Annotated in this window: 29 protein-coding genes; 10 read left to right on the top strand and 19 right to left on the bottom strand. The window is 61.2% G+C overall.

The genetic code is table 11. From position 1 onward, the window contains the following. Positions 1-13 precede the first annotated feature (13 nt). From ACZ5VE_RS13585 to purU, 3 genes are all read right to left on the bottom strand, one after another. Complete coding sequence (locus tag ACZ5VE_RS13585) at positions 14-1522, bottom strand: FAD-linked oxidase C-terminal domain-containing protein (protein WP_464455664.1); 1509 nt, start codon at positions 1520-1522, stop codon at positions 14-16. Positions 1523-1729: 207 nt separating this feature from the next. Continuing rightward, positions 1730-2605: a LysR substrate-binding domain-containing protein gene (locus tag ACZ5VE_RS13580; protein ID WP_464455663.1), complete on the bottom strand. Its 876-nt coding sequence runs from the start codon at positions 2603-2605 to the stop codon at positions 1730-1732. Continuing rightward, complete coding sequence (purU, locus tag ACZ5VE_RS13575) at positions 2605-3453, bottom strand: formyltetrahydrofolate deformylase (RefSeq protein WP_464455662.1); 849 nt, start codon at positions 3451-3453, stop codon at positions 2605-2607. The genes ACZ5VE_RS13580 and purU overlap by 1 nt, the downstream gene beginning before the upstream one ends. Before the next feature lie 174 nt (positions 3454-3627). Here purU and aptA point away from each other — a divergent pair, with 174 nt between their 5' ends. Together aptA and ACZ5VE_RS13565 are read left to right on the top strand one after the other, a co-directional pair. After that, complete coding sequence (gene aptA / locus ACZ5VE_RS13570) at positions 3628-4962, top strand: omega-aminotransferase AptA (protein ID WP_464455661.1); 1335 nt, start codon at positions 3628-3630, stop codon at positions 4960-4962. A 57-nt stretch (positions 4963-5019) separates the two neighbouring features. Beyond that, positions 5020-6111 carry an AbrB family transcriptional regulator gene (locus ACZ5VE_RS13565; RefSeq protein ID WP_464455660.1) on the top strand — a complete coding sequence of 364 codons (1092 nt, stop codon included), beginning with the start codon at positions 5020-5022 and terminating at the stop codon, positions 6109-6111. 39 nt (positions 6112-6150) lie between these two features. On the opposite strand, the gene ACZ5VE_RS13560 is transcribed toward ACZ5VE_RS13565, so the two are convergent. The 3 genes from ACZ5VE_RS13560 to ACZ5VE_RS13550 are packed head-to-tail and all read right to left on the bottom strand — an operon-like array spanning position 6151 to position 8488. Next, on the bottom strand, positions 6151-6432 hold the full coding sequence (locus ACZ5VE_RS13560; protein WP_464455659.1) for a BTH_I0359 family protein: 282 nt from the start codon (positions 6430-6432) through the stop codon (positions 6151-6153). A gap of 53 nt (positions 6433-6485) precedes the next feature. Then, entirely contained in the window at positions 6486-7661 is a 1176-nt protein-coding gene (locus ACZ5VE_RS13555; RefSeq protein ID WP_464455658.1) for a DUF3108 domain-containing protein, read from the bottom strand. Then, complete coding sequence (locus tag ACZ5VE_RS13550; RefSeq protein WP_464455657.1) at positions 7661-8488, bottom strand: IclR family transcriptional regulator; 828 nt, start codon at positions 8486-8488, stop codon at positions 7661-7663. The genes ACZ5VE_RS13555 and ACZ5VE_RS13550 overlap by 1 nt, the downstream gene beginning before the upstream one ends. Positions 8489-8591: 103 nt before the next feature. Between ACZ5VE_RS13550 and ACZ5VE_RS13545 the strand changes: the two genes are divergently transcribed. Then, a complete protein-coding gene (locus ACZ5VE_RS13545; protein WP_464455656.1) occupies positions 8592-9602 on the top strand; it encodes a fumarylacetoacetate hydrolase family protein in 1011 nt (336 codons plus the stop codon). 89 nt (positions 9603-9691) lie between these two features. On the opposite strand, the gene ACZ5VE_RS13540 is transcribed toward ACZ5VE_RS13545, so the two are convergent. The 9 genes from ACZ5VE_RS13540 to gatC form a co-directional block, all read right to left on the bottom strand. Beyond that, complete coding sequence (locus ACZ5VE_RS13540; RefSeq protein ID WP_464455655.1) at positions 9692-9952, bottom strand: prevent-host-death protein; 261 nt, start codon at positions 9950-9952, stop codon at positions 9692-9694. A gap of 65 nt (positions 9953-10017) precedes the next feature. Then, complete coding sequence (locus ACZ5VE_RS13535; protein WP_464455654.1) at positions 10018-10335, bottom strand: CcdB family protein; 318 nt, start codon at positions 10333-10335, stop codon at positions 10018-10020. Then, positions 10335-10571 carry a type II toxin-antitoxin system CcdA family antitoxin gene (locus ACZ5VE_RS13530; RefSeq protein WP_464455653.1) on the bottom strand — a complete coding sequence of 79 codons (237 nt, stop codon included), beginning with the start codon at positions 10569-10571 and terminating at the stop codon, positions 10335-10337. Before ACZ5VE_RS13530 ends, ACZ5VE_RS13535 begins: the two co-directional genes overlap by 1 nt. Before the next feature lie 489 nt (positions 10572-11060). Further along, the gene (locus ACZ5VE_RS13525) at positions 11061-11762 is read right to left on the bottom strand and encodes a metallophosphoesterase (protein ID WP_464455652.1); all 702 of its coding nucleotides are present in this window, start codon (positions 11760-11762) and stop codon (positions 11061-11063) included. A gap of 131 nt (positions 11763-11893) precedes the next feature. Then, on the bottom strand, positions 11894-12469 hold the full coding sequence (locus ACZ5VE_RS13520; RefSeq protein WP_464455651.1) for an alpha/beta fold hydrolase: 576 nt from the start codon (positions 12467-12469) through the stop codon (positions 11894-11896). Between the two features lie 116 nt (positions 12470-12585). Beyond that, the gene (locus ACZ5VE_RS13515; RefSeq protein ID WP_464455650.1) at positions 12586-13050 is read right to left on the bottom strand and encodes a hypothetical protein; all 465 of its coding nucleotides are present in this window, start codon (positions 13048-13050) and stop codon (positions 12586-12588) included. 81 nt (positions 13051-13131) lie between these two features. Continuing rightward, positions 13132-14583, bottom strand: coding sequence for an Asp-tRNA(Asn)/Glu-tRNA(Gln) amidotransferase subunit GatB (gene gatB / locus ACZ5VE_RS13510; RefSeq protein WP_464455649.1), 1452 nt, complete (start codon positions 14581-14583; stop codon positions 13132-13134). Between the two features lies 1 nt (position 14584). Beyond that, a complete protein-coding gene (gatA, locus tag ACZ5VE_RS13505) occupies positions 14585-16066 on the bottom strand; it encodes an Asp-tRNA(Asn)/Glu-tRNA(Gln) amidotransferase subunit GatA (RefSeq protein ID WP_464455648.1) in 1482 nt (493 codons plus the stop codon). 8 nt (positions 16067-16074) lie between these two features. Further along, complete coding sequence (gatC, locus tag ACZ5VE_RS13500) at positions 16075-16374, bottom strand: Asp-tRNA(Asn)/Glu-tRNA(Gln) amidotransferase subunit GatC (protein ID WP_464455647.1); 300 nt, start codon at positions 16372-16374, stop codon at positions 16075-16077. A 211-nt stretch (positions 16375-16585) separates the two neighbouring features. On the opposite strand from gatC, the gene ACZ5VE_RS13495 reads away from it, so the two are divergent. The 4 genes from ACZ5VE_RS13495 (at position 16586) to mrdA (ending at position 21158) form a co-directional block, all read left to right on the top strand. After that, positions 16586-17629 carry a rod shape-determining protein gene (locus ACZ5VE_RS13495; protein WP_100174197.1) on the top strand — a complete coding sequence of 348 codons (1044 nt, stop codon included), beginning with the start codon at positions 16586-16588 and terminating at the stop codon, positions 17627-17629. 72 nt (positions 17630-17701) lie between these two features. Then, positions 17702-18664, top strand: coding sequence for a rod shape-determining protein MreC (mreC, locus tag ACZ5VE_RS13490; RefSeq protein WP_464455646.1), 963 nt, complete (start codon positions 17702-17704; stop codon positions 18662-18664). Next, positions 18661-19182 (top strand): rod shape-determining protein MreD, encoded by a 522-nt coding sequence (mreD, locus tag ACZ5VE_RS13485; RefSeq protein WP_464455645.1) that lies wholly within the window; start codon positions 18661-18663, stop codon positions 19180-19182. Before mreC ends, mreD begins: the two co-directional genes overlap by 4 nt. Before the next feature lie 2 nt (positions 19183-19184). After that, entirely contained in the window at positions 19185-21158 is a 1974-nt protein-coding gene (gene mrdA / locus ACZ5VE_RS13480; RefSeq protein WP_464455644.1) for a penicillin-binding protein 2, read from the top strand. Positions 21159-21183: 25 nt separating this feature from the next. Here the strand turns inward: mrdA and ACZ5VE_RS13475 are convergent, their stop codons facing one another. The 4 genes from ACZ5VE_RS13475 to ACZ5VE_RS13460 all read right to left on the bottom strand — a co-directional run bounded on the left by ACZ5VE_RS13475 (position 21184) and on the right by ACZ5VE_RS13460 (position 23373). Further along, positions 21184-21783, bottom strand: a complete 600-nt coding sequence (locus ACZ5VE_RS13475; RefSeq protein ID WP_464455643.1) for a MarC family protein — start codon at positions 21781-21783, stop codon at positions 21184-21186. A gap of 5 nt (positions 21784-21788) precedes the next feature. Further along, positions 21789-22202 (bottom strand): VOC family protein, encoded by a 414-nt coding sequence (locus ACZ5VE_RS13470; protein WP_464455642.1) that lies wholly within the window; start codon positions 22200-22202, stop codon positions 21789-21791. Between the two features lie 82 nt (positions 22203-22284). After that, a complete protein-coding gene (locus ACZ5VE_RS13465; RefSeq protein WP_464455641.1) occupies positions 22285-22644 on the bottom strand; it encodes a TraR/DksA family transcriptional regulator in 360 nt (119 codons plus the stop codon). Between the two features lie 81 nt (positions 22645-22725). Next, on the bottom strand, positions 22726-23373 hold the full coding sequence (locus ACZ5VE_RS13460; RefSeq protein WP_464455640.1) for a glutathione S-transferase family protein: 648 nt from the start codon (positions 23371-23373) through the stop codon (positions 22726-22728). Between the two features lie 112 nt (positions 23374-23485). Here ACZ5VE_RS13460 and ACZ5VE_RS13455 point away from each other — a divergent pair, with 112 nt between their 5' ends. From ACZ5VE_RS13455 to ACZ5VE_RS13445, 3 genes are all read left to right on the top strand, one after another. Next, positions 23486-23851 carry a DUF2946 family protein gene (locus ACZ5VE_RS13455; RefSeq protein ID WP_464455639.1) on the top strand — a complete coding sequence of 122 codons (366 nt, stop codon included), beginning with the start codon at positions 23486-23488 and terminating at the stop codon, positions 23849-23851. Positions 23852-24011: 160 nt separating this feature from the next. Further along, complete coding sequence (locus ACZ5VE_RS13450) at positions 24012-24548, top strand: YcnI family copper-binding membrane protein (protein WP_464455638.1); 537 nt, start codon at positions 24012-24014, stop codon at positions 24546-24548. A gap of 30 nt (positions 24549-24578) precedes the next feature. After that, positions 24579-25049 carry a copper chaperone PCu(A)C gene (locus ACZ5VE_RS13445; RefSeq protein ID WP_464455637.1) on the top strand — a complete coding sequence of 157 codons (471 nt, stop codon included), beginning with the start codon at positions 24579-24581 and terminating at the stop codon, positions 25047-25049. Positions 25050-25066: the final 17 nt, after the last annotated feature.

Raw genomic sequence — 25066 nt, 5'->3', positions numbered from 1 at the left:
AAAACCGAACGAATTAAAACCGTTCCAGCTCCGGGTGCTTGATGGCCCCCGCCCGCACCAGCATCTTGCCGTATTCGGCGCAGCGGTTCAGGGTCGGAATGACCTTGCCGGGGTTCAAAAGGCCTTGCGGGTCGAAGGCGCGTTTGACGGCGAACATCTGTTCGTTTTCTTCCGCGCTGAACTGCACGCACATGCTGTTCACTTTCTCGATGCCCACGCCGTGCTCGCCGGTGACGGTGCCGCCCATGGCTACGCTGGTCTCCAGAATGTCGGCACCAAACAACTCACAGCGGCGCAGCTGGTCGGGGTCGTTGGCATCGAACAAAATCAGCGGGTGCAGGTTGCCGTCGCCTGCGTGGAACACGTTCAGGCATTTCAGGCCGTACTTGATTTCCATCTCGGAAATGGCTTGCAAGATGTCGGCCAGGCGCTTGCGCGGGATGGTTGAGTCCATGCACATGTAGTCGGGGCTGATGCGGCCCGACGCCGGGAAGGCGTTCTTGCGGCCGCTCCAGAACTTCATGCGCTGGGCTTCGTCGCGGCTCACGGTGATGGCGGTCGCGCCGCAGTTGCGCAGCACCTCGCTCATGCGGCCGATTTCTTCTTCCACCTCTTCGGGCGTGCCGTCGCTCTCACACAGCAAGATGGCCGCTGCACTCAGGTCGTAGCCCGCGTGCACAAAGTCTTCCACCGCGATGGTCATGGGGCCGTCCATCATCTCCAGCCCGGCCGGGATGATGCCCGCCGCGATCACGGCGGCCACGGCTTCACCGGCTTTGCGCACGTCGTCAAAGCTGGCCATGATGCAGCGCGCCAGCTGCGGCTTGGGCACCAGTTTGACGGTGACTTCTGTCGTTACGGCCAGCATGCCTTCGCTGCCCACCAGCACGGCCAGCAGGTCGTAGCCGGAGGTGTCGAGCGCGTCACTGCCAAATTCAATCGGATCGCCTTCGATCGTAAAGCCCTTCACTTTGAGCACGTTGTGCACCGTCAGGCCGTATTTGAGGCAGTGCACGCCACCCGAGTTCTCGGCCACGTTGCCGCCAATCGTGCAGGCGATCTGGCTGGATGGATCCGGCGCGTAATACAGGCCGTAAGGGGCTGCGGCCTCGCTGATGGCCAGGTTGCGCACGCCGCACTGCACGACGGCCGTGCGGCTGACCGGGTCCACGGTCTTGATCTGGTTGAAGCGCGCCATGGACAGCGTCACGCCCATGCGGTGCGGCATGGCACCGCCCGACAGGCCCGTGCCTGCGCCGCGTGCCACCACCGGCACTTGTAAGGCATGGCAGGCTTTCAGCACGGCCTGCACTTCGCCCTCGGTCTCGGGCAGGGCCACCACCAAGGGCCGCTCACGGTAGGCGGTCAGGCCGTCGCATTCATAGGGCGTGGTGTCTTCGGGGGTGTAGAGGATGGACGAAGCGGGCAAGACCTTGAGCAAGGCGTGCACCACAGCGCGCTGGCGCTCGGCACGTTCGGCGGCGGTCAGTTCGTTGGTTTCAGCAAGGGTGTTGGCGCTCATGGCATTCAAAACCGGTCATTAAGGACCACCACTTTACGCGCAAGAGGCTTGGGGCGGGCTGAAGAAACTTTGACAGGCTTGTGAAAAGCGCACATGGGGGCGGTGTTGTTGTGGGAGGTCGCCCCTGTGGCCGAATGCGGGCTGCGCCAATGCACACATTCGCGAGCAGGGGCTCGCTCCCACGGCGGAATGCGTTCCCGAAGGACTTCAGGCCAGCACGCTTTTCAGCCAGTCGGCAAAGGTGGCGCATTCCCAGCGCTCCATGGTGCCAGTGCGCCAGCACAGGTAATGGGCGTGCGGGCTGGGCACGCTGCGTTCAAACAAGCGGACCAGTTGACCGTTTTCCAGCCAGGGTGCGCCCAGTTTGGTTCGGATCAGGCCCACGCCCAGGCCTTGTGCGGCGGCGTCGCACATCAGGCCAATGTCGTTGAACGACGAGCCGTCGGTGGGTTCGGGCCAGTCGAGGTCGTGCGCGGCAAACCAGGTGCGCCAGGGCTCCAGCGGGCTGCGCAGCAGCGCCACGCCTTGCAGGTCTTCGGCGCTGGCAAATGGGCCGTTTTCGCGCAACCAGGCGGGCGATGCCAAGGGTGTGACTTCGTCCTTGGCCAGGCAGACGTGCTCCACATCCGAATAACGGCCAGTGCCAAAGCGCACCGTCAGGTCGGCGTCTTCGGCCACCACGTCGAGCAGGGGGATGCTGACCTGCATGGTGATGTCGATTTCGGGGTAGGCGTCCAGGAAGTGTTTGAGGCGCGGCATGAGCACCGAGCGGGCAAAGGTGGGCGTGACCGCCAAACGCAGCTTGCGGCGGCCCGGGGTGTTGCTGGCGCTGGGAAAGCGTTGCAGCGACACCAGGCCTTCGCGCACATGCGCCAGGTATTCGATGCCTTCGGTGGTGAGCGAAAAGTCGGCACGGCCAAACAGCTTGGTGCCGATGATCTGCTCCAGCTGTTTGACGCGGTGGCTGACTGCGCTGGGCGTCACGCACAACTCTTCGGCGGCCTGGGTCACGCTGCGCAAGCGTGCCAGGGCCTCAAAGGTCAGCAGGCACTGGATGGGCGGAATGCGTGAGGTGGCGGACATTATTTGAAAATCACCGTCTTGTGGCCGTTGATCAGCACGCGGTGTTCGCTGTGCCATTTGACGGCGCGGGCCAGCACTTGGCTTTCGGTGTCGCGGCCAATCGTGGTCAGGTCTTCCACCGTCTTGCTGTGGTCCACACGGGCCACGTCCTGCTCGATGATCGGGCCTTCGTCCAGGTCGGCCGTCACGTAGTGGGCGGTGGCCCCGATCAGCTTGACGCCCCGGTCGTGCGCCTGGTAGTAAGGCTTGGCCCCCTTGAAGCTGGGCAAAAAGCTGTGGTGGATGTTGATGGCGCGACCGGCCAGCTTGCGGCACAGGTCGTCACTCAGGATTTGCATGTAGCGGGCCAACACCACCAGCTCGGCCCCTTCGGCCTGGATGATTTCGTACTGCTTGGCTTCGGCCTGCTCTTTGGTGGCGGCGGTCACCGGAATGTGGTGAAACGGCACGTTGTAGCTGGCCGCCAGTTGGTAAAACTCGCGGTGGTTGCTCACGATGGCGCGGATGTCCAGCGGCAGCAGGCCGCTCTTCCAGCGGAACAGCAGGTCGTTCAGGCAGTGGCCTTCCTTGCTGACCATGAGCACGGTGCGCATGGGTTGGGTGGCCGCGTGCAGGTCCCATTTCATCTGGAAGGTCTGGGCAAACTCGCCCCACTGGGCGTTCAGTGCCACGCCATCGGCTTGAGCGCAAGCAAACTGCACGCGCATGAAAAACAGGCCTGTGTCGTGGTCGTTGTATTGCGCTGCTTCTTCGATGTTGCCCCCCCGCTCCAGCAAAAAACCCGACACGGCATGCACGATGCCGGTGCGGTCAGGGCAGGAGAGGGTGAGGATGTAAGTCGTGGTCATGGGTAAAAGCTGCAGGTTTCGCCGTGCCCATTACAGGGGGTGGGGACGGGCATTTCTGGACTGGCTATTGTAGAGACACCCGTTTCTTTGTCGCTTGGCTTGTCGCGTTGGGGCGAAGTCGGGCCACTTTGCCCTTTAAACTGATTGGCTGAATCGATCTCAAGGAGTTTTGCCATGACCCACCCCGACTTCAACATGGACAACCAGTGGTTGCCCTTCACGCCCAACCGCACTTTCAAGCAAGACCCCCGCGTGTTCGTGGGTGCCGAGGGCATGCACTTCACCACGCACGACGGCAAAAAAGTCATTGATGGCATCTCCAGCCTCTGGTGCGTGGGCGCGGGCCACAACCGCAAGCCGATCAACGAAGCCATCAAAAAGCAGCTGGACACGCTGGACTACGCCACGGCCTTTCAGGCCAGCAACGACAAGGCGTTCAAAGCGGCGCAAATGATCGCCGCCATGGCCCCCGGCGACCTGAACAAGGTGCTGTTTTGCAATTCGGGCTCGGAAGCGGCCGACACCGCCCTGAAAGTGGCACTGGCCTACCACCGTGCCCGGGGCGAAGGCCATCGCACGGTGTTCATCGGCCGCGAAAAGGGCTACCACGGCGTGAACTTTGGCGGCATGAGCGTGGGCGGCCTGCCGGCCAACCGCAAGGCCTTTGGCGCGCAGCTGCTGCCCCGGGTGGACCACATGCGCTTCATCCACGACCCGGTGAACCACCCCTACATCCACCACGAAGAACCCGTGTGGGCCGAAGACCCGCTGCTGGAGCTGGAAAACCGCATCCTGGTGCTGCACGACCCGAGCAACATCGCGGCCGTGATCGTCGAGCCGATCGCGGGCAGCGCGGGTTGGTACATCCCGCCCCAAGGCTATGTGAAGCGCCTGCGCGAGATTTGCGACAAGCACGGCATCTTGCTGATTTTTGACGAGGTGATCACCGGCTTTGGTCGCCTGGGGGTGAACTTCGGGGCCGACTATTACGGCGTGGTGCCCGACATGCTGAACTTTGCCAAGGCGGTGACCAACGGCGTGATCCCGCTGGGTGGCGTGATCTGCCGCGACTTCATCTACGACGCGATGATGAACGCCAACTCGCCGCAGCATGCCATCGAGTTCTTCCATGGCTACACCTACTCCGGCCACCCCGTGGCCTGCGCGGCGGCCATTGCCACGCTGGACTTGATGAAAGAAGAGAACCTGTTTGCCCGCGCAGGCCAGCAAGGCCGCATGTTGGGCGACGCGATGCACAGCGCACTCAAGGGCTTGCCCAACGTGATCGGCATCCGCACGCTGGGCCTGGCCGGCGCGGTGGAGCTGTCCAGCATCGCCGGTTCGCCCGGCAAGCGGGCTTATGACATCTTCATGGACTGCTTCCACAAAGGTGTGTGGGTGCGCCCTGCAGGCGAAAACATCGTCATTTGCCCGCCCTACATCGTGGAAGACGCGCACATCGACCAGATCGTGCAGACGGTGGCCGACAGCATCCGCCGTCACGCCTGAAGCGACCACTTTTGACCTGACCCCGACCGCCCGTGTGGGCGGTCTTTTTTTGACCCGATGAATTTTCGTGAACTGACCCGCATTGCGTTGACCTTGTTGGCGGCGCTGTCTGCCGCCCAGCTGTGCGCCTGGCTGCACACCCCCATTCCGTGGATGCTGGGGCCGTTGCTGGTCACGGCGGTGGCGTCGGTGCTGGGCGCGCCCACGCGCAGCGCGGCGCTGCTGCGCAACGGCGGGCAGTGGGTGATTGGGGCGGCCTTGGGGCTTTATTTCACGCCGCAAGTCGGCGAGCTGGTGGTCAGCCTGTGGTGGGCGATTGGGCTGGCGGTGGTTTGGGCGCTGGCGCTGGGGGCCTTGTTTGGCCTGTGGCTGCAGCGCCAGCACGCGGCCGATTTTGCGCACCTGCCGCCAGGGGCCTGGCGGGCTACCAGTTACTTTGCCAGCGCCATTGGTGGCGCGTCCGAGATGACCTTGCTGGCCGAGCGCCACGGCGCACGCACCGACCTGGTGGCGGCGGCGCACAGTGTGCGGCTGGTGATCGTGGTGGTGTCTGTGCCTTTCGCCATGCAATGGGCGCAAAACCACTGGGGCTTGCAGGTGGATGCGCGCCTGCTGCCCGGCCCGCGTGTGGCGCAGTGGCCGGGCTTGCTCTGGCTGGCGCTGGCCACGGCAGGCGGGGCGCTGCTCATGACCTGGCTCAAACGCACTAACCCCTGGTTCATGGGCGCTTTGCTGGTGTCGATGGGGCTGACACTGTCGGGCGTTTATTGGTCGGCTGTGCCCACGGTGTTGTCGAACGCGGCGCAGCTGGTCATTGGCGTGAGCCTGGGTGTGCGCTTTCAGCGTGAGTTTGTGCACACCGCGCCGCGCTGGCTGGCCTCTGCCGCCACGGGCACGGTGGCCATGATGGCCTTGTCGGTGGGCTTTGGCTTGTTGTTGGCCTGGGCCACCGGGCTGCACCCGGCCACCTTGATTTTGGGCACGTCACCCGGCGGCATTGCCGAGATGGCGATCACCGCCAAAGTTTTGCAGCTGGGGGTGCCGGTGGTCACGGCGTTTCAGGTTTGCCGTCTGGTGGCGGTGCTGATCTTGGTGGGGCCGATTTTCCAGTGGATCAGTGGGCGCAGCGGGCATAAAAAAGCCGCCTGAGGCGACAGGCGGCTTTTGTTCTGGGCGCGTGCGCAGCCTTCAGTGCACCACCACCGGTTGCTGGGCCAGGCCGGTGTAGCCCTCCAGGGTGTCTTCGACTTCTTCTTGCGTCGGGGTGTGCTGTTGCCAGGCCTGGATTTGCTGCTGGAACATTTCGGCCCATGAGCCGTCCAGATAGACCTCTTTGCCCGAGCGCTTGTCCACGATTTCAAAACCATGGCGTTCCAGCAGGGGTTTGCTGGTCACGGGGGCCGGTTCGGCGGGCGCGTTGGCCAGCACATGCATCACGGCAAAGGTTTCAGATTCGTACAACAGGTTCATGCGTTCATTCTCCCTCAACTTGAGCTCAATACATGGGGCTTTTCGGATGAACTTCAAGATGGTGTGGTTTTCCCGGCGGGCAGGTCTGCAAGGGGCAAGGTCGGCAGGGGCTCTTGTCCACTGAGTGTCAGGTCAATGTAGTCGCCGCTGATTTGGGTGATGCGGATGCGCACGGGCATCCAGGCGTATTTTTCGGCCATCCAGAACTCCACCTTGGCGTCAAAACGGTTGCGCGGCTGGCATACCCACTTGGCGGTGGGCAAGGTTTGTGCGTCCAATTTCAGGGTTTCGCCAGGCTCCATGGTCAGCAACCACGGCAATGCATCGCGCGTGGTGGCTGTTTGAATTTGCAGACGTGTTCCCGGCTGAAAGCGCTGCGGCTCGCCCGCCATGGCTGCGGCCAGTTGCACATACAGGCTGATCTGGTCTTGTGCCCCCGACTCCAGTGTGGCCACGGGCGCGTTGTTGCTGAAGACCACCCGGTTGTTTTCGCGGTCAAAGTGGGCTGCGCGTTCGCTGCGCCAGCTGTCTGAAAAACGGGTGGGTGCCAGGCCAGAGGCATTCACGGCACCCACGCTGCGCCAGTGCCGCGAGCCGAGCAAAAAGGCCTTCACCGACAGGCTCATGGCGTAGGCGCTGTCGTTGGCTTGCCAGCGCAGTTCGCCGGTGGCGTGGTAGGTGAGGCCCTTGGCCAAGCCCGTCAGGCGGTAGTTCAGCAAGCTCGAAGGCGGCAAGGCCCCCAGCGGAATAAGCGGCATGGCCGATGTGGCGGTTTGTGCTGTGGCATGGCTGGCGGCCGTTGCGGCAGGCAACGCCTGAGTTGGGGCGCTTTCGGCAGGTGTTGCCAATGGGGCCGCAGGAGGCGGTTCGACGGCCGTGGGCGGTGGCAACTCTGCCGGCTCCGGCATGGCGACCGGCTCGGGCGCGGGTGCGGGTGCAGGCACGGGTGCAGCCGGTTCGGTGGCGATGCGTGGGCGCGGCGTGACCGCTTTCGGGGCGGTTTGTGCGGGCGTTGCAGCAGGCGGTGGCACCCAGCGCGTTTGCAGTGGCCCGGTTCGCACGCTGTCGTCGGCAGGCAAGCGCAGATCCAGTGAGCCCGACACGCTCAACAGCGCAACGGCGTGTGCCACCAGCACCGTCAGCACCAGGGCCGCCAAAGTCCGGCGCGAGGGTGGCCCCGACAATGCGGCTTTGTCGTCAGCGCTTGCGGTGGCCTGCTTGGCTTTCATCAAGCACGCCAGCCCAGATCGGCCGACAGTTGCCGGGCAAACTGGCGCAAGCTTTGCGCAATCGGCCCGTCCCATGCGGTGTCGAGCGTGGCGGACGAACCCAGCGCCACCACGCCCAGCACCAAGTGCCCGTCGGCATCAAAGACCGGTGCGCAAAAGCCCGAAATCCCGGGCAGCAACACATTGACCACGCGACCCAGGCCTTGTTGGCGCGTTTCTTTCACCATGGCTTGCAGTTGGGCGGGCGTGCTGGGCAAGTCGCTGCGGCCCACTTTGCGGGCCAATGCCAATTCTTCTTCGATCATGGGGCCTGCTTTTTCGGCCGCACCGCCATGGCTGTTGAAGGCGGCAAAGCACCGCCCCGTGGCTGAAGACAACAGCGGCATCACATCGCCCAAGCGCAAGCTGACCGGCATGGCCAGCGGGGTTTCTTGCCAGTGCACCAAGGTCGGCCCCCGGTTGCCCCAGACGGCGAGGGCCATCGTGTGGCCGGTGGCCTCGATCAAGGCGGGCAAACGCTCGCGGGCCATCTTGACGGCGTCCAGCCGCGACAAGGTGGCCAGCCCCAAGCGCAAAGTGGCGGGGCCCAGTTCGTAGCGGGTGCTGGTGCTGTCTTGCACCACCAAGCCCAAACGCTGGAAGCTGACCAGATAACGGTGGGCTTTGGCGGCGCTCATGTGGGCCGCGGCCGCGAGGTCTCGCAGCATCAAGGGGTCGGGCGCTTGCGCCAGGACATCCAGCAGGGCAAAACCGACCTCGACCGATTGAATGCCTGCGCGTTCTTTGTCACCGTCTTTGGGGCTGGAGGCTGTGCTGTCTGAGTCCATATCGCCTAGAATCTGGTTTCGTTTAGTTAAATGAGTTTAACAATGCGTAATTTCTCGCTGATGCACACTGTAGCGCATCGCGACCAGAACGGACACATTCAACATGAAATTGGCGACCTACAAAGACGGCTCACGCGACGGACAACTCGTGGTGGTCTCGCGCGACCTGAGCACCGCACATTATGCGACCGGCATCGCCAGCAAGTTGCAGCAAGTGCTGGACGACTGGAACTTTCTGGCCCCCCAGCTGGAAGACCTGTACACCACGCTGAACCAAGGCAAGTCACGCCACGCGTTCCCGTTTGACCCTGCGCAATGCATGGCCCCGCTGCCCCGCGCCTACCAATGGGCCGACGGCTCAGCCTACCTCAACCATGTGGAGTTGGTTCGTGCGGCCCGCAGCTCCGAAGTGCCCAGCAGCTTTTACACCGACCCCTTGATGTACCAAGGCGGCAGTGATGACTTCATTGGCCCGTGCGACCCGGTGGTGTGCGCCAGCGAAGCCTTTGGCATCGACTTTGAAGCCGAGATCGCGGTCATCACGGGCGACGTGCCCATGCAGACCAGCGCCGACGACGCCATCGAAGGCGTGCGCCTGATCATGCTGGCCAACGACGTGAGCCTGCGCAACCTGATCCCCAACGAACTGGCCAAAGGCTTTGGCTTTTTCCAGAGCAAACCCGCCACCGCCTTCAGCCCGGTGGCCGTGACGCCCGACGAGCTGGGCGAAGCCTGGAAAGGCGGGCGCGTGCACCTGACGCTGCAGTCCACCTGGAACGGCCGCAAAGTGGGCATGTGCGAGGCCGGCCCTGAAATGACCTTCCACTTCGGCCAGTTGATCGCCCATATCTGCAAAACCCGCAACGTGCGCGCTGGCTCCATCGTGGGCAGCGGCACCGTGAGCAACAAAAGCGTGGAAGTGAAAGGCAAACCCGAGTGGCCCAAGGGCTACAGCTGCATCGCCGAAAAACGCGCCATCGAAACCATCCTGGACGGTAAGCCTTCGACTGAGTTCATGAAATACGGCGACACCATCCGCATTGAAATGAAGGGTTTGAATGGCGAGAGCTTGTTTGGGGCGATTGAGCAGGAAGTCGTGCCGCTGGAGCGCTGAAGCCGACACACTCTTGCCCTTGTGGGAGGCCGCCCCTGCGGCCGAAGGGCGTGCACACGCCCTGATGAGACCGAACGCTTGAGTTGCTGTCAATCCAAGAATTTGGCCTGAACACGGATACACAGCTTGGGCGGATCGAAATCGATGCCTTCACCGCCCGGAATGCCATCCATCACCTCCAGCAGGGAGGTGGTTGATTTTCCGGCCATGCGGTAGTAGTCGTCTATTTTGAGCAGTGCAAACGCGGGGCGACCCCGGTCGGTGATGAACACCGGACCCTCTAAGGCAGCGCGTTTGGCGGCTGACACGTTCCGTGTGAAGTCGCGGCTTGAGAATGTGTGAATGGTCATGGTCGCCTCCTTCAGATTCAATTTTTGTATGTTGCGACCATCGAATGGTTTGTCAATTTGACAAATCAATAACCTTGGAACAAAAAATCCATAGCGGCAGTGATCTGGTCTTGGGCTTGGGCGAGCGAGGTCACGCGCGACTTCAACACCCGCTGTGGAACTGCGCCCATTTTGGGTGTTTCCAGCAGGTACTCTTCACCTTCTATGGTGAAAATCGGTGTCAGTTGCGTCGACAGCTTGACCTTGGGGAAGTGCTTGAGGCTGCGCAAGGGAATCACCATCCGGCTGTCCAGGCCATTGAGCAAGTCGCTCTGCACATCCAGCAGGTAGGGGGTGGAAGCCGCATGGTTGCCAGGGTTGGCATAGACGTCAAAGCGTGCCATCAGAAACTTCTCCACTCATCCAGTGGCAGGCCTTCGGCGTCGATGGTGGCGTTGTAAGCCGCGATGAAATCGGCGTGATCCTCTCGCCATTTGCGCTCCTGTTCGCGGCGCACAACTTCACGCAGGTGGCTGTCGCAGACCTGAGAAATGTTGATGGCGAGCTGCTTTGCGGCCTCCAGAACATCGTTACTCAGGCTTAGATTGATGGCGCGCTTACCGGATACGCCGGTGCGCATGCTGGGGGCTGTGTGGGTGGCTCGCATCGTGATCTCCATGCGCATAGAAGTGTGTGCATATCTTAACCCGCATGCTTGTTTGGGGCACAGGTGGGCGACAACGACGCATTGATTTACCCTTGATCGGTGGTTGAAACAGGTGCGCTCGACAAGAGTAAGCAAGGCTTGCAGGGCGCGTGAAGCGTAAAAAAGCCATTTACGCTTCACAAATGAAGCGTAAATCTATAAAACCCGCTTTGGGCCGGACTGCGCGAGCAACACCCGCAGCTCACGCCCACACACACCAAGGTGATCAACAAACGTCTGTGACGTGGGGTTTAGCGGATTTGCCAACGGCATCAGCATCGAGAAATACGTGAACCTGTGCCGCGTGTCACGCGTCACCACTTACCGTGAACTCACGGCGCAGTCATATATGGGGTGTTGGTGCAGACGAAGTTTGGTCGGAAAGCGTGTTGATCTTTCTGTGACCCGACATATTGCGCCGCTTCACAGATCAAACACCGCAATTTCTGGCGCAGAACCCCAGCGCAGGGGCAGCACCGACGTGCCCAAACCCTTCGACACATACAAGCGACAACCCGGTACATCGTAGAAGCCCGCCACAAAGCGCCCGCTGCCCACGGGTCTGAAAGGTGCCCAGCCACCCACGGTTATCTGTCCGCCATGGGTGTGTCCCGACAAGCATAAGGAGAAGCGATGCTGGCTCATCCGACGGTTGACTTCGGGGGCCTCAAAGAAGCCGGGCGAGTGCTGAACAAGAACAGTTACCTCTGCTGACGTGGTCGGTGACAACAAGCGTGCATCGGGTTGTCCGGCAGTAAAGTCGTCCAGCCCGATCAAATGGATTTTTCGTTCCCTAGATGTGAGTAGCAACCGCTCATTGAGTAGTAACCGACCATTCGGTTGCGCTGCAAAAAGTGCCACCAAGGCCTGAAAATCTACCTCGCCCCAGTGCTCCCAGTTGCCCGGTACCCCAATGATGGGCGTTGAGCCCAAGGCTGCCAAAAAGCTTTTCAAAACAGGCAGTGCATCGGCACGGTCGATGGCATCACCTGTGAGCACCACCAAATCAGGCTGCAATGTCTGCACCTGATTCACGATGATTTTCTCTGCTTCACCAAAGTGCTGCAGGTGAAGGTCAGACAGTTGCACCACCCGAAACCCGGTTGCTTGTGATGAACCACGCATGTCGTGATGCGTGACTTCAATGTCAGAACCGTTCCGCCAGAACAGGCCGAGTGCGGCCAATAGGCCTATGGCCAAAAGCAAAGAAATGAGCCAAGTGGGCCGAGAAAACATGTGGGGTTAAACTAGAACTTTCAGGCCGCTTGGTTAGACAGCCACCGATCCAGTAGCGGTCCCACATAGGCTTTGCCCAAGTCATGCCCGCCCTTTGGGACGACCGTGACGGGAATGCCCGTCAACCGACCAAAGCCCTGCACATTGGCTGGGATGCTTTGCCAGTCTTCTTCCCCGACATGAATTTCACAACGGGCCGGGGCATTGAATTGCCCGGCCTCGGCCAGCGTTTTCAGCCGTTCTGGCCTTGGCGGCGAAAAGCTGGTTCTGGCTTGTTCGTTCGTGAACTCGCCAACGATGGGTGACAGCAACAGCACCCGGCCCACAAAAGATGGCATTTGGGTTTGCGCATGCAAGAACAGATATGAGCCGAAGGAATTGCAGATCACCCGTGCCTGCTCATGCCAGAAATGGTTTTGCAGGTCATCTACGATGGTCTGAACCTGGTCATCAAAGGGCAGCGTCCGAAAGTCGCCGCGTGTCTCTCGGCCAGTGACATCGAAACCCCGATCCATCAGGCCTTGACCAAGACCCGTGGATAACTGACCTCCATGGCCGGGGAGGTAGTAAATGGTGCTGTTTTTTGAGATCGACATGCACTGATTGTGAATCGGCCTGATGAGGAGCTAAGCCAATTACCCTATTGAACCGACTTTAAATTCAGATGGAAGCTATCACCGGATTAGTTTTTTACTTGGATGCCGCAGTTGCGTTAATAAATCGCAGCATGTAACGCTCGGACCCTCTCGATTTCAGCCTTTCTCCCGAGTGCGGCGTACGGGGTACGACCACGCTGCAGGTCTGCTAAATCCAATGGGAATATCTCGCTCCAATGCTCAAAACCATTTATTCCGTTCTCTGCGGATGTGGTCAAAATGACGCTGTCACGCTCGAAGAAAAAGTCGTATGCGTTTGGCATGGGCTCACCACGATTGAATAACTCGTCACCTCTGTCTTGTCTTGACACTTTGTGAGCCCGCTTGATCCTGGCCTCGCGAACGCGAAAATCTACTTCGGCCAATGCCTCCAGCGCATTCCTGGTGATCCCCACCACAAGCCAACTCTGGAATCTTTCATCTTCATGAGCGATGTCTTCAAGACAAACGACCTTTGCCCGGATACTGGTGTTCATCCGAAAAATAGTTTTGTATAGCTCTTGAAAGATTTGGCGATACATATTGATTTGATTGGCGCTCTTGGTTAATTCGCTGAACCATCCAGATGGAACTTTAAAACTCTTCGGTCGCCAAGAGGATGTTTATGCCAACTTCTTCATCAACACAGCATTCACCTGCCCTGGATTGGCCTTGCCCTTACTGGCTTTCATGATTGGTCCGACCAAGCCGTTCAGGGCTTTGGCGTTGCCCGCTTTGAACTCTTCGACGTTCTTGGGGTTGGCGGCCAGCACTTCGTCGATGATCTTTTCCAGCTCGCCGGTGTCGTTCATCTGCTTGAGGCCTTTGGCTTCGATGATGGCATCGACTTCGCCTTCTTGATTCCACAGACCTTCAAACACCTGACGCGCCGCGTTGTTGCTGATGGTGTTGTCGCTGATGCGGCCGATCAAGGTGGCGAGTTGCGCAGCGCTCACCGGTGCCTGCTCGATGGTCAGTTCGCTCGCATTCAGGCGGCGTGAGACTTCGCCCATGATCCAGTTGCTGGCCAGTTTGGCTTGGCCGCAGGCCTTGGCGGTGGCTTCAAAGTAAGCGGCGACGGCCTTGCTTTGGGTCAGCTGCGTGGCGTCGTATTCGGGCAGGGCGTAGTCTTTGACGAAGCGCTCGGCCATCACGCGGGGCAGCTCGGCCATCTCGCCTTTCACACGCTCCACCCAGTCGCGGCCAATCACCAGCGGCGGCAGGTCCGGGTCGGGGAAGTAGCGGTAGTCGGCGGCGTCTTCCTTGGTGCGCATGGCGCGGGTCTCGCCCGTGTCGGGGTCGAACAGCACGGTGGCTTGCTGGATCGTGTGGCCGTCTTCGATTTGGTCGATCTGCCAGCGCACTTCGTAGTCGATGGCTTGCTGCATGAACTTGAAGCTGTTCAGATTCTTGATCTCGCGGCGCGTGCCCAGCTCTCCGCCGGGTTTGCGCACCGACACGTTGGCGTCGCAGCGGAACGAGCCTTCTTGCATGTTGCCGTCGCAGATGCCGATCCAGGTCACGATCTTGTGCAGCTCTTTGGCATAGGCCACGGCTTCTTCGCTGCTGCGCATGTCGGGCTGGGTCACGATTTCCAGCAGCGGCGTGCCTGCGCGGTTCAGGTCGATGCCGCTTTGGCCAATGAAGTCTTCGTGCAGCGATTTGCCCGCGTCTTCTTCGAGGTGGGCGCGCTCCAGGCGCACGGTCTTGCGCACCGTTTCTTTGCCCTCTTCGAGAAAGAACGACACCTCGCCGCCTTGCACCACCGGGATCTCGAATTGGCTGATCTGGTAGCCCTTGGGCAGGTCGGGGTAGAAGTAGTTTTTGCGCGCAAAAATGCTGCGCTCGGCGATGTGCGCGTTGATGGCCAGACCGAATTCGATGGCGCGTTCTACCGCACCAATGTTCATCACGGGCAGGGTGCCGGGCAGGGCCATGTCCACCGCGCAGGCTTGCGTGTTGGCTTCGGCGCCGAAGGCCGTGGGCGCGCGGCTGAAAATTTTGCTTTGGGTCGAGAGTTGGGCGTGTGTTTCAAAGCCGATGACGACTTCGTAGCCTTGGACGAGTTTGCTCATGTCAGATGCCCTCCGGCTTGCGAAGGTGGAAATCGGTGGCTTGTTGCAGGCGGTGCGCGGCGTTGAGCAACTGGGCTTCCTTGAAGTAGTTGCCGATCAGCTGCAGGCCCACGGGCATGCCGCTCGCACCAAAACCTGCGGGCACGCTCATGCCGGGCAGGCCGGCCAGCGAGGCGGGCAGGGTGAAGATGTCGGCCAGGTAATCGGCCACCGGGTCGTTGGCGTTCTCGCCAAACTTCCAGGCCACCGAAGGGGCCACGGGGCCCGCGATCACATCGCACTGCTTGAACGCGTTTTGGAAGTCGTCCGCGATCATGCGGCGGATTTTTTGGGCCTGCAGGTAGTAGGCGTCGTAATAGCCATGGCTGAGCACATAAGCGCCCGTCATGATGCGGCGCTTGACCTCGTTGCCAAAACCTTCGGCGCGGGTCTTTTTGTACATGTCCACCAGGTCGGTGTAGTCCTTGGCGCGGTGGCCAAACTTCACGCCGTCAAAGCGGCTCAGGTTGGAGCTGGCTTCGGCCGGGGCAATGATGTAGTAGACGGGAATTGACAACTCGGTGCGCGGCAGGCTGATGGGCACCAGCTTGGCGCCGAGCTTTTCGTACTCGCGCAAAGCGCTGTCCACGGCGGCACGCACATCGGCTGCCAGGCCTTCGCCAAAGAACTCTTTGGGAATGCCAATGCGCAGGCCTTCGAGTGAGTTGTTGAGCGAGGCGGTGAAGTCTTCGGCGGGCACGTTGAGCGAGGTCGAGTCGCGGTCGATGTCGGGGCCGCACATGGCGCTGAGCAACAAGGCGCAGTCTTCGGCGGTGCGGGCCATGGGGCCGCCCTGGTCGAGGCTGGAGGCGTAGGCGATCATGCCGTAACGGCTGGCGCGGCCATAGGTGGGCTTGATGCCGGTGATGCCGCAAAAGCTGGCGGGCTGGCGGATGGAGCCGCCGGTGTCGGTGCCCGTTGCTGCGGGGGTCAGGCGTGCCGCCACGGCAGCGGCGCTGCCACCCGACGAGCCGCCGGGCACGCGGGCCGTGTCCCAGGGGTTGGTGACTTTGCCAAAGGCCGAGTTTTCGTTGGCCGAGCCCATGGCGAATTCGTCGCAGTTGAGCTTGCCCAAAGACACCATGCCTGCGCCGCCTTGTGCGGATGCGCCGAGTTTTTGCACCAGCGTCGCGTCAAATGGTGAACGGTAGCCGGTGAGGATTTTGGAGCCTGCGGTGGTGGCGAAGTCGCGGGTCACAAACACGTCTTTGTGCGCAACAGGCACGCCTTCGAGCAGGCCGCCGGTGCCAGCGGCCAGGCGGGCGTCGCTGGCCTGCGCTTGGGCCAGGGTCACTTCGCTGTCGATGTCCAGAAAGGCGTTGTGCGGGTTGCCGCCCGTGCGGGCCAGAAAACCGGTGGCCACTTCCACGGCGCTCACTTGTTTGGCCTTGAGGGCGCGGGCCAGCTCGGCCACGGTCATGTCATGCAGGTTGGATGTCGTCATCGTGCGGCTCACTCGATCACCTTGGGCACCAAAAACAGGCCGCGCTCGACGGCGGGGGCGCTGCGCTGGTTCAAGTCGCGTTGGTTGGGTTCGCTGGCCACGTCGGGGCGCAGGCGCAGCGTGATGTCCTGGATGGCGGCCACTGGGTGGGCCATGGGCTCGATGCCGGTGGTGTCCACCGCCTGCATGGCTTCGACGATGCCAAAAAAGCCGTTGATCTGGGCGAGCATGCGCTCACTCTCGTCGGGCTGCAGTTCCAGTCGGGCGAGGTTCGCGATGCGGGCAATATCCTGCGGGGTCAGGGACATGGTTTGAAAAGAGTTGTAAATGACGGGGTTTTCCAAGCCAAACGGGGCTTGGCGGCACCTGTTTTGCCGGGGGATCGGGTATTATCCTGTGTTTAGCGCAGCTCACAGCATAGCCTTTGAGCCAGCCCTCACGATACACCCGATTTGACAGCCGCGCCGTCCCCGACATGCCCTCAGCGGGCCTTGGGTTTGAGCGTCAAAGGACTCCCGAATGTTTTCTTCATTTCGCCGTTATTTTTCCAGCGACCTGGCCATTGACCTGGGCACCGCCAACACCCTGATTTTTGTGCGCGACAAGGGCATCGTGCTCGACGAGCCCTCGGTTGTGGCCATCCGCCACGAGGGCGGTCCCCAGGGCAAGAAAACCCTGCAAGCCGTCGGCCACGAAGCCAAGGCCATGTTGGGCAAAGTGCCCGGCAACATCGAAGCCATTCGCCCCATGAAGGACGGCGTGATCGCCGACTTCACGGTGACCGAGCAGATGCTCAAGCAGTTCATCCGCATGGTGCACCCCCGCAGCACCTTCCGCCCCAGCCCCCGCATCATCATTTGTGTGCCTTGCGGCTCCACCCAGGTCGAGCGCCGGGCGATTCGCGAGTCGGCCTTGGGCGCAGGCGCTTCCGAGGTGTATTTGATCGAAGAACCCATGGCCGCAGCGATTGGCGCTGGCTTGCCGGTGTCGGCCGCTTCGGGCTCCATGGTGGTGGACATTGGTGGCGGCACCACCGAAGTCGGCGTGATCTCGCTGGGCGGCATGGTCTACAAAGGCAGCGTGCGCGTGGGCGGCGACAAGTTTGACGAAGCCATCATCAGCTACATCCGCCGCAACTACGGCATGTTGATCGGCGAGCCCACCGCCGAAGCCATCAAGAAAAACATCGGTTCGGCCTTCCCCGGCAGCGAAGTCAAGGAGATGGAAGTCAAGGGCCGTAACCTGTCGGAAGGCGTGCCGCGCAGCTTCACCATCAGTTCCAACGAAATCCTGGAAGCCTTGACCGATCCGCTCAACCAGATTGTCTCGGCTGTCAAAACCGCGCTGGAACACACGCCGCCAGAATTGGGCGCTGACATTGCCGAACGCGGCATGATGCTCACCGGTGGTGGCGCTTTGCTGCGTGACCTGGACCGCTTGCTGGCCGAAGAAACCGGCTTGCCTGTGCTGGTGGCCGAAGACCCGCTGACTTGCGTGGCCCGCGGTTGCGGCATGGCGCTGGAGCGCATGGACCAGTTGGGCAGCATTTTCACCAGCGAATAAGCGATGCACCTGGCTGCTTGCCCACGGCCAGGGTTCAAGCTTGACCCAACCTGAATCCGGCGCACCTTTTTTATGGCTCTGGATACCCTCGAACGCAGTGCACCCCCGATTTTTCGGCAGGGCCTGTCTGCGACCACCAAACTGGTGCTCTTGGCGCTGCTGTCGATTTTGTTGATGGCCTCGGACCACCGGTTCAAGATTTCCCAGCCGCTGCGCTCGGGCATCGCCATGGTGCTGGCCCCTTTGCAGTGGTTGTCGTTGCAGCCCGGGCGGGCGGCCAGCGGCCTGGGGCAATATTTCGGCAATCTCGAAGAGGCGCAAGATGCGGCGCAAAACTTCCAGACCCGCACCATCGCGCAAGCCCAACGTTTGCAGCAAGTCGAGCAGTTGACGCAAGAAAACGCCCAGCTGCGGCAGTTGCTGGATCTGCGCAAGCAAGTGGCGGGGCCATCCCAGGCGGTGGAGGTGCTTTACGACACGGCCGACCCGTACACCGACCGTGTGGTGGTGGACCGTGGCCAGCTCGGTGGCATTGTGCAAGGCGCTGCGGTCATTGATGCCGGTGGCGTGGTGGGGCAGATCACGCGGGTGTACCCCTTGGTCAGCGAGGTGACCTTGCTGACAGACCGGGACCAAAGCATTCCCGTGATGAATGCCCGCACGGGCAGTCGGCATGTGGCGATGGGTGACCCGTCCGTGCCCGGCGGTGCGTTGGAGCTGAAATTTGTACCCGCCAGCACCGATGTCAAACAAGGTGACTTGCTCACGACCAGCGGCATTGACGGCGTGTATCCGCCAGGCCTGCATGTGGGCACTGTGAGCCGGATCGATCGCCGTGTGGATTCGTCTTTTGCGCGGGTGCATGCCACCCCGGCAGCCAAAGCCCGTGGACGGCATTTGTTGGTGCTGATGCCGGTCAAGGACTGGCCACCAGCGCCTGCCGCCCATCCTGAACCCAAGCGCAGTGGCAAAGGCCGGCCAACTGCGTCTTCTGCGCCTTCTGCCGCGCCCGCATCTTCAGGAGTCAAACCATGATCATGCCCGCAGGCCGGCCGCTGCTGCTGCCCGCCAACCCGCGCTTCATCGCCTTGACCTTGGTGGTGGGGCTGCTGATGAACATGTTGCTGGGGTTGACGGGGTGGCGCTGGTTGCCCGATGTTCTGGCCATTGTGGTGGTGTTCTGGAACGTGTACCAACCCCGGCGCGTGGGCTTGGTGTTGCCCTTTGTGTTGGGGCTGGCACTCGATGTACACGAGTCGGCTTTGCTAGGGCAAAACGCACTGTCTTATGTGGTGTTGAGCAGCATGGCCATTGCCGTTCAGCGGCGCTTGCTTTGGTTTCCCTTGCGCGAACAAGCGCTGCAAATTGCGCCGCTCTTTGTGATCGCCTCTTTGCTGGAGTGGGCAACCCGCTTGATCGTGCAGGATGCCTGGCCGCATTGGAGCCAGCTTTTTGCGCCCTTGATGCAGGCCGCCCTGTGGCCGCTGATTGGCGCTTTGTTGCTCGCACCGCAGCGGCGAGCGGTTGACCCCGACAACATCCGGCCTCTTTGACCATGTCACTGTGGCTGCCCTCACTTGCCGAGTTGCGTGACAACCAAGCCGACCTTTACCGGTTTCGCAGCCGCGTGCTCGTGGTTCAGGTGGTCGTGCTGGTGTGCTTTGTGCTGGTGGCGGTTCGTTTGTCGTATCTGCAAATCGTGCGCCATGAAGACCTGTTGGAGCAGGCCGAAAACAACCGCACGGCCGTGATCCCCACCGTGCCGCCACGCGGCACGATTTTGGACCGCAACGGTGTTGAGTTGGCCAGCAATTACTCGGCCTACACGCTGGAAATCACGCCGTCCAAAGTGGCTGACCTAGAGGCCACGATCGATGCGCTGGGCGAGCTGGTGGAAATTCAGGGCAAGGACCGCCGCCGATTCAAGCGCTTGCGAGAAGAGTCGCGCAGTTTTGATTCTTTGCCCATCCGTACCCGCTTGAACGACGAAGAGGTGGCGCGTTTCAGTGCGCAGCGTTATCGGTTTCCGGGTGTCGAGATCAAGGCGCGCTTGTTCAGGCAGTACCCCTACGGTGAGTTGGCCAGCCATGTGGTGGGCTACATCGGCCGGATCAATGCACGAGAAAAAGAGCGCATCGAAGACGACGACGATGTGGGCAATTACCGTGGGACTGAATACATCGGCAAGCTGGGTGTCGAGCAGCGCTACGAGCGCGAGTTGCATGGCATCACGGGCGTGAACCGGGTGGAAACCTCGGCCGGTGGGCGAGCCACCCGAAGCCTGTCCAGCCATCTGGCCACGCCGGGGCAGAACGTGGTTTTGTCGATCGACATCCACCTTCAAAAAATGATCGAGGATTTGTTTGGCAACCGCCGTGGCGCACTGGTGGCGATGGACCCCCAAACCGGTGAGGTGTTGGCATTTGTCAGCAAGCCCACGTTTGATCCGAATTTGTTTGTCGAGGGCATTGATGTCGAGAGTTGGCAGTCCCTCAACGAGTCACCTGACAAACCCTTGCTCAACCGGGCCTTGCGTGGCACCTATCCGCCAGGCTCGACCTACAAGCCTTTCATGGCGCTGGGGGCGCTGACCACGGGCAAGCGCAGTGCCAGCACCATCATCAACGACGCAGGTTCGTGGTCGTATGGCGGGCACACCTTCCGAAGCCATGGCGACTCCGGGCTGGGGCCGGTGGACATGGTGCGTTCGATCACGTTGTCCAGCAACGTCTATTACTACTCGCTGGCCAACGAGATGGGGGTCGATGCGATCCATGACTTCATGAAGCCCTTGGGCTTTGGCCAGATCACCGGCATTGATTTGCCTGGCGAAGTGCGTGGGGTGCTGCCCAGCACCGAGTGGAAGCGTAACTATTACAAAAGGCCCGAGCAGAAAAAATGGTTTGGCGGCGAAACCATCTCGCTGGGCATTGGCCAGGGTTACAACGCGTTCACCATGGTGCAGCTGGCATCGGCCACCGCCACCATCGCCAGCGGCGGGCGCAAATTTGCCCCGCGTGTGGTGCGGGCCACGCAAGATGCCCTGACCCATGCCGAAGCGGCAACCACCACGTCCGAGCCAGTTGATCTGGGTTATGCGCCCGAGCACATCGCTGTGGTGCGCAATGGCCTGGTCGGGGTGGTCACATCGGGCACGTCGGCCCAGGTGTTTGCCGGTGCGGGCTACCAGAGCGCAGGCAAAACCGGCACGGCGCAAGCCGTCACCATTGGCCAAAAAGACAAATACAACGCGGCCAAACTGGCCGAGTACCAGCGCGACCATGCCTTGTACATGGCCTATGCGCCCGCCGATGCACCCAAGATCGCGGTGGCGGTGGTGGTTGAAAACGCCGGTTTCGGCGCAGCCGCAGCGGCACCCATTGCCCGGCGTGTTTTTGACTATTGGCTGTTGGGCCAGTACCCCAGCGAAGAAGACATTGCGGCCACCCAAAAAGGCCAATCGGGCAGGCCGATTGGCACACCCCGATCTAAAAAGGATGTGCCGCTGGAAAGCAGTCGGCTGAACTGATCGGCCCAAAGACGCTGCAAGGGGCTCAGTGGGGCCAGCTTTGCGCCAGAGACTTCAAGCCCCGGATCAGCATCTCCACCGAGATGGACACCAAAATAAGGCCCATCAAGCGCTCAAAAGCCGAGACCACGCGCAAGCCCACCAGCCGTTGCAAACGCTCTGCCAACAACAGCACCACAGCGCACACGGCCATGGTCACCGTCAGCGCCGCCACCCACTCCAGCCGCCGCTCAGGGGCCTGACTGACCAACAACAACACGGTCGCCATGGCCGAAGGACCGGCCAAGGCGGGAATGGCCAAGGGAACGATCAAGGGTTCAGCCAAAGGCACGGGCGAGTCTTGTGGCGGCGGCGGGAAGATCATGCGCAATGCGATCAAAAACAGCACCACCGCACCGCCAATTTGCAAAGACACATCCGACAGGCTCATGGCCTTCAAGAACGATTGACCCACAAACATGAAGGCCAGCAGCAGGCCAAAAGCGATCAGCACTTCGCGCACGATGACGCGGGCACGCCGCTCAGGGGGCACAGCCCGCAAGGTGTTGACAAAAATCGGGATGTTGCCCAGCGGATCGGTGATCAGCAGCAGCAAGATGGTGGCCGAAGCAAAGGTGTGTTCCATCGCCGTCAGCTCGCGTAGACCGTGCTCAAGCTGGTGAAGCCCTTGACTTCGATCGGGTTGCCAAACGGGTCCATGAAAAACATCGTCCATTGCTCGCCCGGCTGGCCTGCAAAGCGCAAGTGGGGTTCGACCACGAACTTCATGTGCGCGCCTTGCAAGCGGTCCGCCAGGGTTTGCCAATCGTCCTTTTGCAGAATCAGGCCAAAGTGAGGCATGGGCACAAGATGGTCGCCGACATGGCCCGTGAGGGTGGTTTTGAAGGGCTCTCCCAGGTGCAACGAGATCTGGTGCGAGAAGAAGTCAAAGTCCACCCAGGTGTCGGTGGATCGACCTTCTTGGCAACCGAGCACGCCGCCATAAAAGCGGCGGGCCTCGTCGAGGTCGGTGACGTGAAAAGCGAGGTGAAATAAGCTGTGCATGCCCGAAAGCATATCAGCCATCCTGGGCCCAAAACAGCATGGCCCATGCGCCAAGCGCGGTCAGGCATGCGCGCCTATAAAGTCAGCGGCGTTGCTCTTTCAATGACTGGCAATCAACGCAACGCTTGGCGGTGGGGTAGGCATTGAGCCTGGCGGCCGGGATGGTGACGCCGCAGTCGGTGCATTGGCCGTAGGTGCCTGCCTGAATGCGTTCCAAAGCGGCTTCGATGTCACCCAACGCGGCGGTTTCGTGTTCGTTCATGGCGAACTCGTCATTGCGCTCCGAGATGGCTTGAGCCCGGTTGTCAAAGTCGCGCACATCGTGTTCAGCGGCCATGTCGACGCGCGACACCAAACCGCCGCGCTCTTGTGCGATGCGTGCAAGCAGTTGGGTGCGCTCTTGCAGAAGGCGCTCTTGAGGGGATTGGCTGGATGAGTTCATGCGCTCATCCTGAACCTGCCAAGGGCCAGCGTGGTTGACGCAGGTCAACCAGGCCCCAGGTCAGGAAAAATCAAGCCGTGCTTATTTGGCTTTCATGCGCGCCATCATCAACTCCATGTTGGCTTTGCGGTCGGCGTTGATTTTTTGCATGTGGGGGCGCTCGCCCATCATCTTGAGGTAGTCGCGCACCGGCAGATCGGCCAGGAAGTCCTTGCCGTAAATCAATTTGGTGGCGCCTGAGACCAGCGGCAAATGCGTGACGGCCGCGCAGTCGGCCAGCGTCAGGCTGTCGCCCGCCACAAAAGGCGCGAATTTGGCGAGCTTGGCAAAGGCCGCGACGTTCTTTTCGAGCTGCGCTGCGACTTTTTCTTTGACCGAGTCGCTCACCTTGCCGCCGAAGAAGGCTTCGGGGTAGAGGTTGCGCGCCACCAGCTCCAGGTGCAGGTCCAGAAAAAGCGCCAGCTCGCGCACTTTGGAGGCCGCAAACGGGTCGGCAGGCAGCAGCGGGTTTTGCGGGTATTTTTGCTCGATGTATTCCAGCATCACGGCCGACTCGCACATCGCGCCTTGCTCGGTCTTGAGGTAAGGCACCTTGCCCAGAGGGCTGGCCGACGCGTCGGTCGCGCCCACCCAGGCGAGTTCTTCTTCAAAAGGCACGCCTTTTTCCAGCAGGGCGAATTTGACTTTGTTGTGGTAATTGCTGGCTGCAAAGCCGCAGAGTTTGAGCATGGGAGTCTCCGGTGTTGTGAACAATGAACGCAGGTTAGCGCCTGGCGGCCATCGGCTGCGTCGCAAAGATGACGTCCAAGACACCCAGCAGGCCCGTGGGATAATTTCGGCCATGCCTACCCTGCAAACCCTGCGCAACGCACACCTCCTCACCCGCCTCGTGCTGGTGTGGTTTGCGTTGTTCATCGGGGTTTCGGTGGCGTCGCCCTTGGTCAAGCCGCAGGCCAGCCAGATGGTTTGCTCGGCCATGGGCGGCATGAAGATGGTGATGGGTGACGACGCTGGCGACAGCCAAAAGTCTTCGGGCGGCATGGACTGCCCCTTGTGCGCCCACGTCAGCGCACCGCTACCGCCTGTGTCGTTGGGGTTTGAAACCCGCAGTGCTTTGGCCTATGCCTTGCGCGCCATACCGTCAGCCCATATCGCCTGGCTGACCGGCTCCCCTCTGCCGCCACGCGGCCCCCCTGCACTTTCCTGAACTGTCCCGTTGACGCCACTGCGGCCAGACACGCCGCATGCGCGACCACTCGGATGTGAATGGCCATGCCTACAGGCGGGTCAGCCCATCCCCCCTACCTTCAGCGCAGCGACACGCTTGAGTTGAAGGCTGACTTTAGACATCAGGATTTGCAATGAACATGTTTTTCAAAATCATCGCCGCATCGGCCATCGCATGGGGTGGCTTGGCCCAGGCCCACACCGTGCTCGAATACCAAGTGGCCACCGCGGGCCAAAGCTACAAGGCCACTTTCAAGGTGAGCCATGGTTGTGGCAATTCACCCATGCGCCAGATCGTGGTGGACATCCCCGCGGGCGTGCAAGGCGCCAAACCCATGCCCAAGGCGGGCTGGCGTCTGGAGGTGACCCGCGAGAAGCTGGCGCAGCCTTACACCAGCCATGGCCGCACCGTCACCGAAGACGTGACCCGCATCAGCTGGACGGCCAAAACTGACGAAGACATGTTGCCCAGTGGCCATTACGACGAGTTCGTGCTGCTGGGCACTTTACCTGCCCAGTCGGGCATGATGTATTGGCCCGTGCAGCAGTTGTGCGAGCAAGGTCGCAACGATTGGACGGAAGTCCCCAAGCCAGGCCAGAAACTGTCGGACTTGAAATCACCCGCTGCAGCGCTGGAACTCATGCCCCGTGCCGCAGCAGCTGGACACGCACACTGAACACCCCAACTTCCAATCTGAGGAGAAAACATGAACAAGACATTCAAACAAGCCACTTGGTTGTTCCTGGGCCTGATGGCCGCCAGCACGACCTGGGCCCAGGTGAAGGTGGAGGGCGGATGGGCCCGTGCTACCGTTCAAGGCCAAAATGCCACGGGTGCTTTCATGAAAATCACGGCCCCCCAGACCACCCGTCTGGTGGCGGTGTCTACCCCCGTCGCGGGCGTGGCCGAAATCCATGAAATGAAGATGGAGGGCTCGGTCATGAAAATGCGCGCAGTGCCCGCACTGGATTTGCCAGCCAACCAAACCGTGGAGCTCAAGCCCGGCAGTTACCACTTGATGCTGATGGACCTCAAGGCGCCGCTTGTGAAAGACGGCAGTGTGGCCCTGACCCTGGTCTTCAAGGATGCCAAAGGCACCGAAAGCAAACAGCAAGTGAGCGTGCCGGTGACCACTGGCATGCCGCAAGGGCATGGCCATGCAGAGCACAAACACTGAAAGCCTTGTGCCAGACA

This window comes from Limnohabitans sp. INBF003 (genome assembly GCF_055396645.1).
This window is presented reverse-complemented; position numbering and strand designations above follow the sequence as displayed.